This window comes from Leclercia pneumoniae (assembly GCF_017348915.1).
In the GTDB taxonomy this organism is placed as follows: Bacteria; Pseudomonadota; Gammaproteobacteria; order Enterobacterales; family Enterobacteriaceae; genus Enterobacter; species Enterobacter pneumoniae.
The window spans coordinates 3,625,340-3,641,387 of sequence record NZ_CP071383.1; the positions used below are offsets into that span (position 1 = coordinate 3,625,340).

Consider the following 16,048-nt stretch of genomic DNA (forward strand, 5'->3'; position numbering starts at 1 on the left):
CTAAGCTTAGATTCTCTCTACGCAAACAAGGAGCGCAGTTATGGCTAAGAATCAAACCGAACTTCAGGACCCAACCACCCAGTACTACACCGGCGAGTATCCGCAGCAGAAGCAGCCTGCGCCGGGCGTTCAGTCGAAAATGGATCCGGTACCCGATTGCGGTGAGCAGAGCTATAAAGGCAGCGGCCGACTTCAGAATCGTAAGGCACTGGTGACAGGGGGCGACTCCGGCATCGGGCGTGCTGCCGCCATTGCTTACGCGCGTGAAGGGGCGGATGTGGCGATTAACTATCTGCCTGCCGAAGAAGAGGATGCGCAGCAAGTTAAGCAGCTGATTGAAGAGGCTGGCCGCAAAGCGGTGCTGTTACCCGGCGATTTGAGCGATGAGAGCTTTGCCCGCTCGCTAGTGCATAAAGCGCATGAGGCGCTGGGCGGACTGGACGTGCTGGCGCTGGTCGCGGGGAAACAGACGGCGGTCGAGGACATTGCCGACCTGACTACCCAACAATTTAAAGAGACCTACGCGGTGAACGTGCTGGCCCTCTTTTACATCACGCAGGAGGCGCTGCCGCTGTTGCCAGCCGGTGCGAGCATCATTACTACCTCCTCTATCCAGGCTTATCAGCCAAGTCCACACCTGTTGGATTACGCCTCTACCAAGGCGGCGATCCTTAACTACAGCCGCGGGCTGGCGAAGCAGGTGGCTGAGAAAGGGATTCGCGTGAACGTGGTGGCACCGGGTCCAATCTGGACAGCGCTGCAGATTTGTGGCGGCCAGCCGCAGGAGAAAATCCCGCAGTTTGGTCAGCAAACGCCGATGAAACGTGCCGGTCAGCCGGCAGAGCTGGCGCCGGTATATGTTTATCTGGCAAGTCAGGAATCTAGCTATGTTACCGCAGAAGTGCATGGGGTATGCGGCGGGGAACATCTGGCATAACCCCTCTGCGGGCTGATGCCCTCACCCCGGCCCTCTCCCACAGGGAGAGGGAGCTGATACGCAAAAAGGCAACTGACGTTGCCTTTTTGTTATGGCTTCTGTGCGGGCTGATGCCCTCACCCCAGCCCTCTCCCACAGGGAGAGGGAGCTGATATGCAAAAAGGCAACTGACGTTGCCTTTTGTTTTGGGTTCTGTGCGGACTGATGCCCTCACCCCAGCCCTCTCCCACGGGGAGAGGAAGCTGATAAGTAAAAAGGCAACTGACGTTGCCTTTTTACTTTTATTTCGCTGCCGTTTTCTCTTCGCCGACCAGACCAATCTTCAGATAACCCGCCTGGTGCAGCGTGTCCATTACCTTCATCATGGTTTCATAGTCGACGGTTTTATCGGCGCGGAAGAAGACCGTCGTGTCTTTCTTGCCCTGCGTCAGCGCGTCGAGCGCCGGGATCACAGACGCATCGGTCACCGGGTCATTGCCCAGGAACATCGATTTATCTGCCTTAACGGACAGGTAGATCGGTTTTTCCGGACGCGGCTGCGGCTGGCTGGAGGAGGCCGGCAGATTCACCTTCACGTCTACCGTCGCCAGCGGCGCAGCAACCATGAAGATAATAAGCAGAACCAGCATAACGTCGATGAACGGCGTTACGTTGATTTCATGCATTTCACCGTTATCGTCCAGATTTTCATTAAGACGCATCGCCATACAATCAACCTACACGCAGTTTCGACGAGGAATGTACCGGCTTAACATTGCTGGCGTTGAGGTCCAGGTCACGGCTTTGCAGCAGCAGAACCTGTGCGGCGACATCGCCCAGCGTGGCTTTGTAGCTGCCAATCATGCGGGCAAAGACGTTATAGATAACCACGGCCGGGATTGCCGCAACCAGACCGATAGCCGTAGCCAGCAGCGCTTCTGCGATACCCGGTGCTACCACCGCCAGGTTAGTGGTCTGGGTTTGAGCGATACCGATAAAGCTGTTCATGATGCCCCAGACGGTACCGAACAGACCTACGAACGGCGAAATCGCCCCGATGGTCGCCAGATAGCCGTTACCGCGTCCCATATGACGGCCCACGGCAGCAACGCGACGTTCCAGGCGGAAACCTGTACGCTCTTTAATACCTTCGTTATCTTCACTGCCTGCAGAGAGTTCCAGCTCGTTCTGAGCTTCATTAACCAGAAGGCTGGTCAGGCTTTTCGCGTGGAAGGCGGAGGTCATATCGCTGGCCTGGTCCAGAGAGCGGGCTTCAGCCAGCTGCTGCTGTTCGCGCTTAAGGCGACGCTTCTGGCTGATGAGCTCCACGCTCTTGCTGAAGAAGATGGCCCAGGTGACAACGGACGCCAGAATCAGGCCGATCATCACAATCTTAACCACGATGTCAGCATGATGGTACATGCCCCAGACGGAGAGGTCCGTCTGCATCAAATTATTACCCACTCTGTATCTCCAGGACGCAAATCACAAATTCTGAGCATAATAATATCAAAATATCTCCGAATTGATAGTAGTTCTCATTAGTATTTGCATACTGCATGAATTTGCCCGTTTTTTCCTTGCGCTTACGCAGGGAAAACTTTCATCGCCCTATTTTAAAAAATTATCTGTTTATTCTTCCAGCAAGAAGGCACACACTTTTACTTTCATGATAGTCTGGACGTCCAGACGTATAAAACAGGTTGCGCGAACATGACAGAGAAGCATCTTGATACCGCCCTCGTTCAGGCGGGACGCAGTAAAAAATATACCCTCGGCTCCGTTAACAGCGTCATTCAGCGCGCCTCCTCTTTAGTCTTCGATACCGTCGAGGCCAAAAAACAGGCCACCCGTAACCGTGCCAACGGTGAGCTGTTTTATGGACGCCGCGGCACCCTGACCCACTTCTCATTGCAGGAAGCCATGTGCGAACTGGAAGGCGGCGCAGGTTGTGCCCTCTTCCCCTGCGGCGCGGCGGCCGTGGCCAACACGATACTGGCGTTTGTCGAACAGGGTGATCACATCCTGATGACCAATACCGCCTACGAGCCGAGTCAGGACTTCTGTACCAAAATTCTGAGCAAGCTGGGAGTGACTACCGACTGGTTTGATCCCTCCATCGGGGCGGGGATTGCGGAACGTATTCAACCGAATACGCGCATCGTATTCCTGGAATCGCCGGGATCCATCACCATGGAAGTACATGATGTTCCCGCCATCGTGAAGGCGGTGCGCAGTAAAGCGCCTGATGCCATTATCATGATTGATAACACCTGGGCGGCGGGAGTGCTGTTTAAGGCCCTGGACTTCGGTATCGATATCTCTATCCAGGCCGCCACGAAATACCTGATTGGACATTCCGACGGCATGATTGGCACGGCAGTCGCCAATGAACGCTGCTGGGCACAGTTGCGCGAAAATGCCTATCTGATGGGGCAGATGGTCGATGCCGATACCGCCTATATGACCAGCCGTGGCCTGCGTACGCTTGCGGTGCGCCTGCGTCAGCACCATGAAAGTAGCCTGTTGGTGGCACAGTGGCTGGCGCGACATCCGCAAGTTGAGCGGGTCAACCATCCGGCACTGCCGGGCAGCGTGGGCCATGAGTTTTGGCAACGTGACTTTACGGGCAGTAGCGGCCTCTTCTCCTTTATATTGAAAAAACGGCTGACTGACGACGAGCTGGCTAACTACCTGGATAACTTTACGCTGTTCAGCATGGCCTACTCCTGGGGCGGCTTTGAATCATTGATCCTGCCAAACCAGCCAGAGCAGATCCAGGCACTGCGGCCCGGCGGCGATGTCGACTTTACCGGCACCCTGATCCGTCTGCACATTGGGCTGGAAAGCGTGGACGATTTAATTGCCGATTTAGCAGCAGGATTCGAGCGCATCGTGTAGAGTGCGGGCTGTAAACGACTCCTGGACCTCTTTTTGCACACCACCAGCAGAAATGTCTGTATTTGTTGCGCCCGGGATCAACCCCCGCGCGCGAAAATGGGAGTACAATAGACCGATACATGCTGTTCCACAGGAAAGTCCATGGCTGTCATCCAGGAAATTATTGCCGCGCTCTGGCAACACGATTTTGCAGCGCTGGCAGACCCGCATATCGTCGGGATTGTCTATTTTGTTATGTTCGCAACGCTGTTTCTCGAAAATGGATTGCTGCCAGCCTCGTTTTTACCCGGTGACAGCCTGCTGCTTCTGGCAGGCGCGCTAATTGGCAAAGGCGTTATGGACTTCGCCCCCACGATGGTGATTTTGACCTCCGCCGCCAGCCTCGGCTGTTGGCTGAGCTATCTGCAAGGTCGCTGGCTGGGCAATACACGGGTTGTGAAGAGTTGGCTGGCGCAGTTGCCACATAAATATCACCAGCGCGCCACCTGCATGTTTGATCGACATGGCCTGCTGGCCTTGCTGGCCGGGCGTTTTCTGGCCTTTGTCCGCACCCTGTTGCCGACGATGGCGGGGATCTCAGGCCTGTCGAATCGCCGTTTCCAGTTCTTTAACTGGTTAAGTGCCCTGCTGTGGGTTGGGGTCGTCACCACCTTTGGCTATGCCCTGAGCATGATTCCATTCGTGAAACGACACGAAGATCAGGTGATGACCTTCCTGATGATTCTGCCTCTGTTTCTTCTGGTGGCGGGCTTAATCGGTACCCTGGTCGTGGTGATCCGCAAAAAATACTGCCGCGCCTGATGTCGCCCTCTCCAACAGGAGAGGGTGTTACATCCCCTGCATCATACGAATTCTGGCCGCATCTTCCCCCGGCGTGACACCAAAATAGCGCTTAAACTCGCGGCTAAATTGCGACGCACTCTCATACCCTACGCGCATCGCCGCCGCGCTGGCTTTCATGCCATCGTGGATCATCATCATCCGCGCCTTATGCAGACGATAGGTTTTTAAATATTGCAGCGGCGAGGTGCTGGTCACCGATTTAAAGTTATGGTGAAACGCCGAAACGCTCATGTTTGCCTCGGCGGCCAGTTGGTCAACGCTCAGGTTTTCGGTGTACTGACTCTCGATCCGTTTTAGCACCCGGCTGATCAGACTAAAGTGCGTCTGACGGCTGACCAGCGCCAGTAACGCGCCGCCGCCCGGCCCCAGCAGCACGTGATACAGAATTTCACGAATGATCTGCTTGCCCAGGATGCGGGCATCCAGCGGGCGCTCCATCACATCCAGCAGACGTTCAATGGCACAGAGGATCTCATCGGTGAGGGTCGCGGAATTGATGCCGCTCGCCGCCATCATCGGACGGAAAAGCGCATCTTCGCCGATATCCATCAATAGCTCCTGCAGCTGCAAAATATCCACGTTCAGGCGAATTCCCGCCAGCGGTACCGCCTCTGTCGCGAAGGTTTCACATTCGAAGGGTAAAGGTACGGTGAGCAGCAGGTACTCGTTGGTGTCGTAACGAAACACGCGCTCGTTGATATAGCCAATTTTATGCCCGGAAAAGAGAAAAACGATGCCTGGCTGATACATCACCGGCGTACGCGTACCGGGTTGCGTCCCGTAAAGCAGACGAACATCGGGCAACAGATGGTTAAGATTATTTTCATTAACTTTCAGTCTGTTAATCTGCGCCGTTAATAGCTGACAGGTCTCCTGACGGTTCATTTTCGCGGGCTCCAGAGGGCGATTTTGATGCTGGCATTGTGCGCATATTTTCGCATTTTCTCCAGCGTGATGTAGAAATGGGCAAGACATCGGCAGGAATGTGCATTGAGAGACGCGCCCCCCCTCTTCACAATGGACACCATCAGGCAGCACTCTGCGCCGCCACGTTTTCCACCCACTTAAGGGCACGAGCAATGAACAATTTTAATCTCCATACCCCAACCCGCATCCTGTTTGGTAAAGGCGCCATCGCTGATCTGCGTGACCAGATCCCGGCCGACGCCCGCGTTCTGATTACCTACGGCGGCGGCAGCGTGAAAAAGACCGGCGTTCTGGATCAGGTTTACAGCGCGCTGCAAGGGCTGGATGTGCGTGAATTTGGCGGTATTGAACCGAACCCGTCCTACGAAACCCTGATGAATGCGGTCAAGATCGCCCGCGATGAACAAATTACCTTCCTGCTGGCGGTAGGCGGGGGCTCCGTACTGGATGGCACCAAATTTATCGCCGCCGCGGCCCACTACGCTGACGGCATCGACCCGTGGGAGATCCTGCAAACCGGCGGAAGCAACATTACCAGCGCCATCCCGATGGGCTCCGTGCTGACGCTGCCGGCAACCGGCTCAGAATCTAACAAAGGGGCGGTTATCTCCCGTAAAAGCACCGGTGACAAACAGGCCTTTATGAACGAACACGTTCAGCCGGTCTTCGCGGTGCTGGATCCGGTTTATACCTACACGCTGCCGCCGCGCCAGGTCGCCAACGGCGTTGTGGACGCCTTTGTCCACACCGTAGAACAGTACGTGACGTATCCGGTAAATGGCAAAATTCAGGATCGTTTCGCGGAAGGCATTCTGCTGACGCTGATTGAAGAAGGCCCGAAAGCGCTGGCAGAACCCGAAAACTACGATGTGCGTGCCAACGTCATGTGGGCCGCGACCCAGGCGCTGAACGGCCTGATTGGCGCGGGCGTCCCTCAGGACTGGGCAACCCATATGCTGGGGCATGAACTGACCGCAATGCACGGGCTGGATCACGCCCAGACTCTGGCAGTCGTGCTGCCTGCCCTGTGGAATGAGAAGCGCGAGACCAAACGCGCCAAACTGCTGCAATACGCAGAACGCGTCTGGAACATCACCCGCGGCACCGAAGATGAGCGTATCGATGCGGCCATCCTCGCCACCCGTAACTTCTTCGAGCAGATGGGCACTCCGACCCGCCTGTCCGATTATGGCCTCGACGGCAGCTCTATCCCTGCCCTGCTGGCAAAACTTGAAGAGCACGGCATGACTCAGCTGGGCGAGCAGAAAGATATTACCCTGGAGGTGAGCCGTCGTATCTACGAGGCCGCACGCTAAGCGTTTTTACGTGCCTGCCTTTCGTTTTTCGGCATTTCGACCAGACTTAATGCACACCACGCCGCCGGGGGCACGCTCCCGGTAGCTGAGCAAATGGAGGAGGAAAGATGGCAAACCCAACCTTAATCAAGCTTCAGGACGGGAACGTAATGCCCCAGCTGGGGCTCGGCGTATGGAAAGCCGGTAACGATGAAGTCGTGTCCGCCATTCATAAAGCACTGGAAGTGGGCTACCGATCAATTGATACCGCTGCTGCCTACAAAAACGAAGAGGGTGTCGGCACCGCGCTCGCCAGCGCTGGCTTGCCGCGCGAAGAGCTTTTTATCACCACCAAGCTCTGGAACGATGACCAGAAACGCCCGCGCGAAGCGTTAGAGGAGAGCCTGGAGAAGCTGCAACTCGATTTCGTCGATCTCTATCTGATGCACTGGCCGGTCCCGGCGATTGACCACTACGTAGAGGCCTGGAAAGGGCTTATCGAACTGCAAAAATCGGGTCTGGCAAAGAGCATTGGTGTCTGTAATTTCCAGGTCCATCACCTGCAACGTCTGATTGATGAAACGGGCGTCGCCCCGGTGATTAACCAGATTGAGCTCCACCCGCTGATGCAGCAGCGTCAGCTTCATGCCTGGAATGCAACTCACAAAATCCAGACCGAATCCTGGAGCCCACTGGCGCAGGGCGGCGAAGGGGTGTTTGATCAGAAGATCATTCGCGATCTGGCCGAGAAGTATGGCAAAACCCCGGCGCAGATTGTCATTCGCTGGCACCTCGACTGCGGTCTGGTGGTGATCCCGAAATCGGTCACCCCTTCGCGTATTGTCGAGAACTTCAACGTCTGGGACTTCCGCCTCGATAAAGATGAGCTGGGCGAGATAGCGAAGCTGGAACAGGGCAAGCGGCTAGGCCCGGATCCCGATCAGTTTGGTGGTTAAATTCCGAAAAGCCCCCGGTTATACCGGGGGTTGTTATTTTCGGCCTGACTGAAGATCTAGAGTGCATTTAATATCGGGACGTTTTCCCTACACTGAAAAAGGATTTTTCAATGAAAAAACGTCTCGCGATCTCTCTCGCCCTGCTGCCTTTCTTTACCTGGGCGCAGCCTGCTCAATCCCCACAGGATTTTATTACCCTGCTGTATAACGACGATGGGGTGAATCTGGAGCAGCTCTACTCTCCGGCCATGAGAAATATCCTGCATGAAAACATCCGTGTCACGCCGCACGATAAGGTGCCCTACCTGAACTTCAATCCGCTGTGCGGCTGTCAGGACGGGGAAGTGAAGCTGCAGAAGGTTTCCGGCGTTAGCCCTGACAAGCGCGGGAGACATGAGACTGTCCTGCAGGTGTTTTATACGCTATCCGACGAGAGGGAACGGACGCTGATTCTGAAGCTTGTCCCGGACGGGATGTCATGGAAGATCGATGATTTCGTCTACCCGGAGATGGGCAGCCTGAAGATGAAACTGCAGGAAGTGTCGGCCAGCCTGGTGAAACAGGCCAGCCGAAAATCGTCCTGAGAGTCGATTAAGATGAGGCTTTACGCTTCGCTGGCTTCTTAACCCCTGCGCTACCATGAGAACGCTGATGCGCAATCGGCGTGTGTTTGGTCAGCGCCGGACGCGTATGGCGATTCTGACGACGTGCTTCGCGCATCTCGTCGAGCGTTGGCGCGGGTACCAGGCAGTCGCGGCGAGAACCGATCAAGTGCTTTTTACCCATCTCCTCCAGCGCCTGACGGATCAGCGGCCAGTTAGCCGGATCGTGATAACGCAACAGCGCTTTATGCAGACGACGCTGTTTGTCCCCTCTCGGCACCACCACCTCTTCACTTTTATAACCAATCTTACTCAGCGGGTTCTTGCCGGTGTAATACATGGTGGTCGAATTCGCGAGCGGCGACGGGTAGAAGTTCTGCACCTGATCCAGACGGAAGCGACGTTGTTTCAGCCACAGGGCCAGATTCACCATGTCTTCATCTCGCGTGCCGGGGTGCGCGGAAATGAAGTACGGGATCAGATACTGCTCTTTGCCCGCCTGCTTTGAGTAGGTGTCAAACAGCTCTTTGAAGCGATCGTAGCTGCCCATCCCCGGCTTCATCATCTTCGACAGCGGGCCTTCTTCCGTGTGCTCCGGGGCAATCTTCAGATAACCACCGACGTGGTGCGTCGCCAGCTCTTTGATATAACGCGGATCTTCCACGGCGATGTCGTAACGCACGCCGGAGGCGATCAGGATCTTCTTGATGCCTTTCAGATCGCGGGCTCGGCGATAGAGGTTGATCGTCGGCTCGTGGTTGGTGTCCATGTGCTCGCAAATGCTCGGATAGACACAGGATAAACGACGACAGGTCTGCTCCGCGCGCGGCGACTTACAGCGCAGCATGTACATGTTGGCGGTCGGGCCGCCGAGATCGGAGATCACGCCGGTAAAGCCCGGCACGGTGTCGCGAATGGCTTCGATTTCGTTAACGATCGACTCTTCAGAACGGCTCTGAATAATGCGCCCTTCGTGCTCGGTAATGGAGCAGAAGGAGCAGCCGCCAAAACAGCCACGCATAATATTGACCGAAAAACGGATCATCTCATAGGCCGGGATGCGGGCATTACCGTATGAGGGGTGCGGCACACGCTTGTAGGGCAGCGCAAAGACGCTGTCCATCTCTTCGGTAGAGAGCGGGATCGCCGGCGGGTTAACCCAGATATAACGTTCCCCGTGCTTTTGCATCAGTGCACGCGCGCACCCCGGGTTGGTTTCGTGGTGCAGAATACGGGAGGCATGGGCGTACAGCACTTTGTCGCTTTTGACCTTCTCGAAGGACGGGAGCAGAACGTAGGTCTTTTCCCAGGGCTTCGGACGCGGCGGCTGAACCACAACAGCTTTCGCTTCGGCTTTTTTGGGTTCAACAGGTTTGTTATCTGCACAGGGCAGATCGTCGCCGTACGGGTGTGGGATCGGATCGATTTTGCCCGGCATATCGATGATACGGGAATCGACTCCGCTCCAGCCCGGCAGCGCCTCTTTGACCATGATCGCCGTGTTACGTACATCGCGGATGTTCCCTACCGGCTCGCCCTGGGCGAGACGGTGCGCGACTTCCACCAGCGGACGCTCACCGTTACCGAAGATCAGCATGTCGGCTTTTGAATCCACCAGCACCGAGCGGCGCACGGTATCAGACCAGTAATCGTAATGCGCGGTACGGCGCAGGCTCGCTTCAATTCCGCCGAGGATGACCGGCACCTCTTTCCACGCTTCTTTGCATCGTTGGGTATAGACGAGCGTGGCGCGATCGGGACGTTTACCTGCCACGTTGTCGGCGGTATAGGCGTCGTCATGACGCAGTTTACGATCGGCGGTGTAGCGGTTAATCATAGAGTCCATGTTGCCCGCAGTCACGCCGAAAAAGAGGTTGGGTTTGCCCAGACGCATAAAGTCGTCTTTGCTGTTCCAGTCCGGCTGGGAGATGATTCCCACGCGGAAGCCCTGCGCTTCCAGCATACGGCCGCAGATGGCCATTCCGAAGCTCGGGTGATCGACGTAGGCGTCACCGGTCACCAGTATAATGTCGCAACTGTCCCAGCCCAGTTGATCCATCTCTTCACGAGACATTGGCAGAAAGGGTGCCGGTCCAAAACAGGCTGCCCAGTATTGCGGCCAGGAGAAGAGGTCTCGATCCGGCTGGATCAAGGAGATTGCGCTCATAGTGCTTCCGAAGAAAAAATAGACAAAAGGGCCGGGATTATACGCTGGAACAGTGGGGGAATTGAAGGGGGAATGTGCGGGCTTTTTCCCCTCACCCTAACCCTCTCCCCAGGGGAGAGGGGACGGTCATATGCGGTTTTAGGCCCTTGCGCAGTTTTTTTCTCCCTCTCCCTCCGGGAGAGGGCCGGGGTGAGGGTAAAACTTACGGCGCCGGGTTCACCAGCATCTGTCCCACCGAACCGCGATCCGCCATCTCCAGCGTCTGGCTGTGGAACAGGAACGGGAAGTGCGGCCACGAAGGTTGACCATAATAGACCAGCAGCTCAACCTGCCCGTCGATCCAGACCGTATCTTTCCAGCCCCTGTCTTCCGGGAAAGGCATCGCGCCATTCACATTGCGGATCAGGAAGCTTACCCCTTCGATATGGAACGACTGCGGCATGTCCGCGCGCACCGTCCAGCGCTCCCAGGTGCCCTGCTGAGCGGTGATATCGATGCGGTTGATGTCCCACAGCGTCCCGTTAATACCCGGGTCGTCGCCCAGGCTGACATCCCGGCTGCGCACCGGCGACCCGGAGAGGATCTCCTCCGACAGCAGGCGCATCGGCAGGCTGTCGGTCACCAGCGGTAACAGGCCAGTCGGGCGCAGGGTTAAAACCAGCGTCGACACCAGAATACTGGAGGGCTCAAAGAAGCCGCGAATACGATCGACAATACCCGCCGCTTCACCGCAGGTAATCGACACTTCGTCGCCGTTGGTCATATCCACGAGAATTTCGCGGCGTTCACCCGGCGCCAGGGCCAGCTGTTTGACGGATACCGGTGCCGGTAAAAAGCCCTGATCGCTCGCGATAACGTGTAAGGCCCGACCGTCGCTCATTTGCAGTTGATAGCGTCGGGAGTTTGAGGCGTTCAGCAAGCGTAGACGCACCCAGCCGCGGGATACCTCAACGTATGGGCTCTGGGCACCGTTAACCAGCAGGGTGTCACCCACAAAGCCCCCGCTGCCCGGCTCGCTGTATTCAGGCGTGCCGAAATTATCCAGCCGTTTATCCTGGATAATAATCGGGAAATCATCCACGCCGTAGTGGTTCGGAATAGGCAGCGATTTGCTGACCTCGTCCTCAATCAACCACATTCCCGCCAGGCCGTTGTAAACCTGCTGGGCAGTGCGGTTAGGGGTATTCGCATGATACCAGAGCGTCGCCGCACGCTGGCGCACTGGCAGCACCGGCGCCCAGTCGGCGCTCGGGGACATCATGCGCGGCGCGCCACCCAGCAGCGGGCCTGGCACCTGCAAACCGCTGATGGTCATGGCGACGTTTTCGGCCAGACGGTTGCTGTAGATCAGCTTCACGTCATCGCCGTTCCAGACACGCACCGTCGGCCCGAGATAGCGGCCATTAATACCCCAGACGGGCGCACGTGTGCCCTGGCTAAAGGACCAGTGGCTCCGTTGCAGCGTCAGAAAAAGGGGCTGACCACGACGGGATTCGAGTAACGGCGGGATGGGCAGCGGCTGTTGCTGCCCGGCGGCGTTTGCCCTCAGTGGAACCGCACCTGCACACAAGGCGATTCCGGATGCCTGAATAAACTGACGGCGACTGAGTGACATATTGGCTCCATGTAATACAAACGAACAAGGCGGGAAGTCGTTTCCCTTTCATCCGGCTTAAACCTTGCCGGCAGCTTCTCTTTCAGCAACTTCTTTATTGAGTGCCTCATACTTATTCAGCATGAGCTCACGGCAGTGGGTTGCCAGTTCACGCACCTGATCTTTGCCATACTTGCTGACGTCGACAGGCGGCAGCATTTCGACAATCACCAGCCCATTATTCAGGCGGTTAAGATTAATCTTATTCGAAGTATTGGAAACGCACACAGGAATAATTGGAACACCTGCCGCAATAGCGGCGTGAAATGCGCCCGTTTTAAACGGCAGCAGGCCGCGACCACGGCTGCGAGTACCTTCCGGGAACATCCAGATTGAAATCTTGCGCTTTTTGAAGTGATTGACCACTTCAGCAATGGTGCTGTGCGCTTTGGCGCGGTTATTACGGTCGATCAGCAGATTGCCGGTCAGCCAGTAAAGCTGGCCGAAGAACGGGATCCACAGCAGGCTTTTTTTCCCGACGGTCACCGTCGGCGGCTGCACAATCTTGGCGGCAGTGACCATATCGTAATTGTTCTGATGGTTGGCGATATAGATAGCGTTGCCATACTGCTCTGCCCCCTCGGGTTTGCGCAGCTCCACTTTCAGGCCGAACAGCGGCGATAAACGGCCAAACATATGGCCAAACGTCGCGACATGCTTAGGATTGCGCGGGCTGAACAAGCACCAGATAGAGCCAAAAATACAGACCAGAATGCAGTAGATGACGGTAAGAATGATTCGAATAATTAATAGCATAGCGACCTCAAAAGCCCTGACAGCGGATAATGGTATGTCAATTTCAGTCAGGACCTGGATTACGAACGGATCCGCAAACCCGTATTGTTAATCGCAACGCACGAATTAACAACGGCTTTACAGGAAATTTTAGCGAGATCCCCCTCCAGAACGGAGGGGGAAAATGGCGTTATTCTTCGCTATCGCCTGCGCGCGACGCCTTAGGCGCGTCAACCTCAATGCGGTCGATACGCTGCAGGCCGCGCATCAGCGAACCGCGACGTCCGCGCTCGCCCACCACCTTCTGCAGCTCTTCCGGACGCAGCTTGATTTTACGCTTGCCGACGTGAATGGTCAGCGTGCTCTGCGGCGGCAAAATCATCAGATGCGCCAGGCCATCTTCGCCTTTGGCAGCTTCAGCGGAAGGGATGTTGATGATCTTGTTGCCCTTGCCTTTCGACAGCTCTGGCAGGTCGCTGACCGGGAACATCAGCATACGGCCGGCCTGGCTGATCGCCAGCAGCATGTCGCTTTCGTTCTCAACGATCAGCGGCGGCATCACATGGGCGTTGTCCGGCAGGCTGATCAGCGCTTTACCGGCACGGTTGCGTGAGATCAGGTCATTAAAGGTACAGATAAAGCCGTAGCCCGCGTCAGAGGCCATCAGCAGTTTCTGCTCTTCGGCCTCCATCAGCATATGCTCAACGGTTGCCCCCGGCGGCAGCGTCAGCTTGCCGGTGAGCGGCTCACCCTGTCCGCGTGCCGATGGCAGCGTAATCGGGTCAATGGCATAGCTGCGACCGGTGGTGTCGATAAAGGCGACCGGCTGGTTGCTCTTCCCTTTCACCGCCGCTTTGTAGCTATCGCCCGCTTTGTAGCTCAGGCCCGGCGCGTCGATATCGTGACCTTTGGCGCTACGCACCCAGCCGCTCTGGGAAAGCACAATGGTCACCGGCTCGGACGGCAGCATGTCGTGCTCGTTCATCGCCTTCGCCTCTTCGCGCTCATGGAGCGGAGAGCGACGATCGTCGCCAAAGGCATCGGCATCGGCCTGCAGCTCTTTCTTCAGCAGGGTGTTCATCTTGCGCTCGGAGGCCAGAATCGCCTGCAGCTGATCGCGCTCTTTTTCCAGTTCGTTCTGCTCACCGCGGATCTTCATCTCTTCCAGTTTGGCGAGATGGCGCAGTTTCAGTTCCAGGATCGCTTCGGCCTGGGTTTCACTGATGCCAAAGCGCGACATCAGCGCTGGCTTCGGCTCATCCTCGGTACGGATGATCTCAATGACTTCATCGATATTGAGGAACGCCACCAGCAAACCTTCGAGGATATGCAGGCGTCGAAGGACTTTTTCCAGACGGTGATTCAGACGGCGACGCACCGTATCGCGGCGGAACGCCAGCCATTCGGTGAGGATCTCCAGCAGGTTTTTCACCGCCGGGCGCCCGTCCAGGCCGATCATGTTCAGGTTAATGCGGTAGCTTTTTTCCAGATCGGTGGTGGCGAAGAGGTGGTTCATCACCTGTTCCATGTCCACGCGGTTAGAGCGCGGCACAATCACCAGACGAGTTGGGTTCTCGTGGTCCGACTCATCGCGCAGGTCGTCGACCATCGGCAGCTTTTTATTGCGCATCTGGGCGGCGATCTGCTCCAGCACTTTCGCGCCAGAGACCTGATGCGGCAGCGCGGTGATCACCACGGCGCCGTCCTCTTTGCTCCATACCGCACGCATACGGACAGAGCCGCGGCCGCTCTGGTAGATTTTGCGGATCTCCGCGCGGGAGGTAATGATCTCGGCTTCGGTCGGGTAGTCTGGCCCCTGCACGATATCCAGCAGATCGTCCAGCGAGGTTTTAGGCTGTTCAATCAGGGTAATGGCGGCTTTCGCCACCTCGCGCAGGTTGTGCGGCGGAATGTCCGTCGCCATGCCCACGGCGATACCGGTGGTGCCGTTCAGCAGGATATTTGGCAGACGCGCAGGCAGCATTTTGGGCTCCTGCATCGTACCGTCGAAGTTAGGTACCCAGTCAACGGTACCCTGGCCGAGCTCGCCCAGCAGCACTTCCGCATATTTTGACAGGCGCGATTCGGTATAACGCATCGCCGCAAAGGATTTCGGGTCGTCCGGCGCCCCCCAGTTCCCCTGGCCATCGACCAGCGGATAGCGGTAAGAGAACGGCTGGGCCATCAGTACCATCGCCTCATAGCAGGCGCTGTCGCCGTGCGGATGGTATTTACCCAGCACGTCACCAACGGTACGGGCTGATTTTTTGAACTTGGCGCTGGCGCTCAGCCCCAGCTCGGACATCGCATAAACGATGCGACGCTGAACCGGCTTCAGGCCATCGCCAATAAAGGGTAACGCCCTGTCCATGATGACGTACATGGAGTAGTTCAGGTAGGCGTTTTCGGTAAATTCATGTAGCGCGAGGCGCTCTGCCATATCGCTCATTAATTGTGATTCCTCAACTCAGAAACCTGTTGGCTTCAGGCAATATTGCCGCAGATACTACCCTATCTGGCGTGTTGAGTCACAAAGAAAAAGGACCGGCTAAGCGGTCCTTTTTAGGGTTATTTGTTCAGTTTGATGACCTGCTTCACGTCAATTTCAAACTCGTTCCACTCTTTATCGACTTTACCCTGAATTTCCACTTTATCCTGCGGGGTCACCGTCACGCCGTTCCAGCGTTTGTGGTCGATCTCGACGTCTACCGTGCCGCTCTCATCGCGGAAGGTGTAACGGTCGTCAGAGAGGCGCTGAGTGATATTTCCGCGCAGCTTCACCCAGCTGTCGTCCTTCAGATCTTTCACTTTTGCCGCCGTGGTCAGATTGGCGTCGTTATCGACAAAACCGCCCTTCTGGGTCTCGGTTTGCGTCTGAGCCGGTGCGGCTGTCGGGCCGTTAAAGCCCCCCTGGGCAGCAAAGACCGGGGCCGTGGTCATCATCATGATGGCAGCAATTGCAGCATATTTTTTCATCTTAACTCTCCCTTTAATGTCGTTTCGCAATCCATTAAACAGGGTAAACCTTAACAACTTCTTAAGGGGAAAATTT

At 56.4% G+C, this 16,048-nt stretch carries 14 protein-coding genes; 6 read left to right on the plus strand and 8 right to left on the minus strand.

Translation table 11 applies throughout. From position 1 onward, the window contains the following. Positions 1 to 40: 40 nt before the first annotated feature. On the plus strand, positions 41 to 937 hold the full coding sequence (locus JZ655_RS17570) for an SDR family oxidoreductase (RefSeq protein ID WP_040074018.1): 897 nt from the start codon (positions 41 to 43) through the stop codon (positions 935 to 937). Positions 938 to 1,218: 281 nt separating this feature from the next. Here JZ655_RS17570 and exbD read toward each other — a convergent pair whose 3' ends face one another. Next, on the minus strand, positions 1,219 to 1,644 hold the full coding sequence (exbD, locus tag JZ655_RS17575) for a TonB system transport protein ExbD (protein WP_040074017.1): 426 nt from the start codon (positions 1,642 to 1,644) through the stop codon (positions 1,219 to 1,221). A gap of 4 nt (positions 1,645 to 1,648) precedes the next feature. Further along, the gene (exbB, locus tag JZ655_RS17580; protein ID WP_040074016.1) at positions 1,649 to 2,380 is read right to left on the minus strand and encodes a tol-pal system-associated acyl-CoA thioesterase; all 732 of its coding nucleotides are present in this window, start codon (positions 2,378 to 2,380) and stop codon (positions 1,649 to 1,651) included. 249 nt (positions 2,381 to 2,629) lie between these two features. Here exbB and metC point away from each other — a divergent pair, with 249 nt between their 5' ends. Together metC and yghB are read left to right on the plus strand one after the other, a co-directional pair. Continuing rightward, positions 2,630 to 3,817 carry a cystathionine beta-lyase gene (gene metC / locus JZ655_RS17585; RefSeq protein ID WP_207292406.1) on the plus strand — a complete coding sequence of 396 codons (1,188 nt, stop codon included), beginning with the start codon at positions 2,630 to 2,632 and terminating at the stop codon, positions 3,815 to 3,817. A gap of 141 nt (positions 3,818 to 3,958) precedes the next feature. After that, a complete protein-coding gene (gene yghB, locus JZ655_RS17590; RefSeq protein WP_040074014.1) occupies positions 3,959 to 4,618 on the plus strand; it encodes a DedA family general envelope maintenance protein YghB in 660 nt (219 codons plus the stop codon). Positions 4,619 to 4,645: 27 nt separating this feature from the next. On the opposite strand, the gene JZ655_RS17595 is transcribed toward yghB, so the two are convergent. Then, positions 4,646 to 5,545, minus strand: a complete 900-nt coding sequence (locus JZ655_RS17595; RefSeq protein WP_040074013.1) for an AraC family transcriptional regulator — start codon at positions 5,543 to 5,545, stop codon at positions 4,646 to 4,648. Positions 5,546 to 5,739: 194 nt separating this feature from the next. On the opposite strand from JZ655_RS17595, the gene yqhD reads away from it, so the two are divergent. The 3 genes from yqhD (at position 5,740) to JZ655_RS17610 (ending at position 8,422) form a co-directional block, all read left to right on the plus strand. Beyond that, positions 5,740 to 6,903, plus strand: a complete 1,164-nt coding sequence (gene yqhD / locus JZ655_RS17600; RefSeq protein ID WP_207292407.1) for an alcohol dehydrogenase — start codon at positions 5,740 to 5,742, stop codon at positions 6,901 to 6,903. A gap of 107 nt (positions 6,904 to 7,010) precedes the next feature. Continuing rightward, complete coding sequence (gene dkgA, locus JZ655_RS17605; RefSeq protein ID WP_040074011.1) at positions 7,011 to 7,838, plus strand: 2,5-didehydrogluconate reductase DkgA; 828 nt, start codon at positions 7,011 to 7,013, stop codon at positions 7,836 to 7,838. A 110-nt stretch (positions 7,839 to 7,948) separates the two neighbouring features. Next, complete coding sequence (locus tag JZ655_RS17610) at positions 7,949 to 8,422, plus strand: YqhG/Tai3 family protein (protein WP_207292408.1); 474 nt, start codon at positions 7,949 to 7,951, stop codon at positions 8,420 to 8,422. Positions 8,423 to 8,429: 7 nt separating this feature from the next. Here the strand turns inward: JZ655_RS17610 and JZ655_RS17615 are convergent, their stop codons facing one another. The 5 genes from JZ655_RS17615 to JZ655_RS17635 form a co-directional block, all read right to left on the minus strand. After that, positions 8,430 to 10,607 (minus strand): YgiQ family radical SAM protein, encoded by a 2,178-nt coding sequence (locus JZ655_RS17615; protein WP_040074009.1) that lies wholly within the window; start codon positions 10,605 to 10,607, stop codon positions 8,430 to 8,432. Positions 10,608 to 10,809: 202 nt separating this feature from the next. Continuing rightward, complete coding sequence (gene ftsP, locus JZ655_RS17620) at positions 10,810 to 12,222, minus strand: cell division protein FtsP (RefSeq protein ID WP_207292409.1); 1,413 nt, start codon at positions 12,220 to 12,222, stop codon at positions 10,810 to 10,812. Positions 12,223 to 12,279: 57 nt separating this feature from the next. Beyond that, positions 12,280 to 13,017: a 1-acylglycerol-3-phosphate O-acyltransferase gene (gene plsC / locus JZ655_RS17625; protein ID WP_040074007.1), complete on the minus strand. Its 738-nt coding sequence runs from the start codon at positions 13,015 to 13,017 to the stop codon at positions 12,280 to 12,282. Between the two features lie 169 nt (positions 13,018 to 13,186). Next, on the minus strand, positions 13,187 to 15,445 hold the full coding sequence (parC, locus tag JZ655_RS17630) for a DNA topoisomerase IV subunit A (RefSeq protein ID WP_046885857.1): 2,259 nt from the start codon (positions 15,443 to 15,445) through the stop codon (positions 13,187 to 13,189). A gap of 119 nt (positions 15,446 to 15,564) precedes the next feature. Further along, complete coding sequence (locus tag JZ655_RS17635; RefSeq protein ID WP_040074005.1) at positions 15,565 to 15,972, minus strand: YgiW/YdeI family stress tolerance OB fold protein; 408 nt, start codon at positions 15,970 to 15,972, stop codon at positions 15,565 to 15,567. Positions 15,973 to 16,048 lie beyond the last annotated feature (76 nt).

Coding starts and splice junctions, on each gene's coding strand:
- JZ655_RS17635 (WP_040074005.1), bottom strand. CDS start 15,972: ATGAAAAAATATGCTGCAATTGCTGCCATCATGATGATGACCACGGCC.
- exbD (WP_040074017.1), bottom strand. CDS start 1,644: ATGGCGATGCGTCTTAATGAAAATCTGGACGATAACGGTGAAATGCAT.
- yqhD (WP_207292407.1), top strand. CDS start 5,740: ATGAACAATTTTAATCTCCATACCCCAACCCGCATCCTGTTTGGTAAA.
- JZ655_RS17610 (WP_207292408.1), top strand. CDS start 7,949: ATGAAAAAACGTCTCGCGATCTCTCTCGCCCTGCTGCCTTTCTTTACC.
- metC (WP_207292406.1), top strand. CDS start 2,630: ATGACAGAGAAGCATCTTGATACCGCCCTCGTTCAGGCGGGACGCAGT.
- JZ655_RS17615 (WP_040074009.1), bottom strand. CDS start 10,607: ATGAGCGCAATCTCCTTGATCCAGCCGGATCGAGACCTCTTCTCCTGG.
- ftsP (WP_207292409.1), bottom strand. CDS start 12,222: ATGTCACTCAGTCGCCGTCAGTTTATTCAGGCATCCGGAATCGCCTTG.
- JZ655_RS17595 (WP_040074013.1), bottom strand. CDS start 5,545: ATGAACCGTCAGGAGACCTGTCAGCTATTAACGGCGCAGATTAACAGA.
- parC (WP_046885857.1), bottom strand. CDS start 15,445: ATGAGCGATATGGCAGAGCGCCTCGCGCTACATGAATTTACCGAAAAC.
- JZ655_RS17570 (WP_040074018.1), top strand. CDS start 41: ATGGCTAAGAATCAAACCGAACTTCAGGACCCAACCACCCAGTACTAC.
- dkgA (WP_040074011.1), top strand. CDS start 7,011: ATGGCAAACCCAACCTTAATCAAGCTTCAGGACGGGAACGTAATGCCC.
- yghB (WP_040074014.1), top strand. CDS start 3,959: ATGGCTGTCATCCAGGAAATTATTGCCGCGCTCTGGCAACACGATTTT.
- plsC (WP_040074007.1), bottom strand. CDS start 13,017: ATGCTATTAATTATTCGAATCATTCTTACCGTCATCTACTGCATTCTG.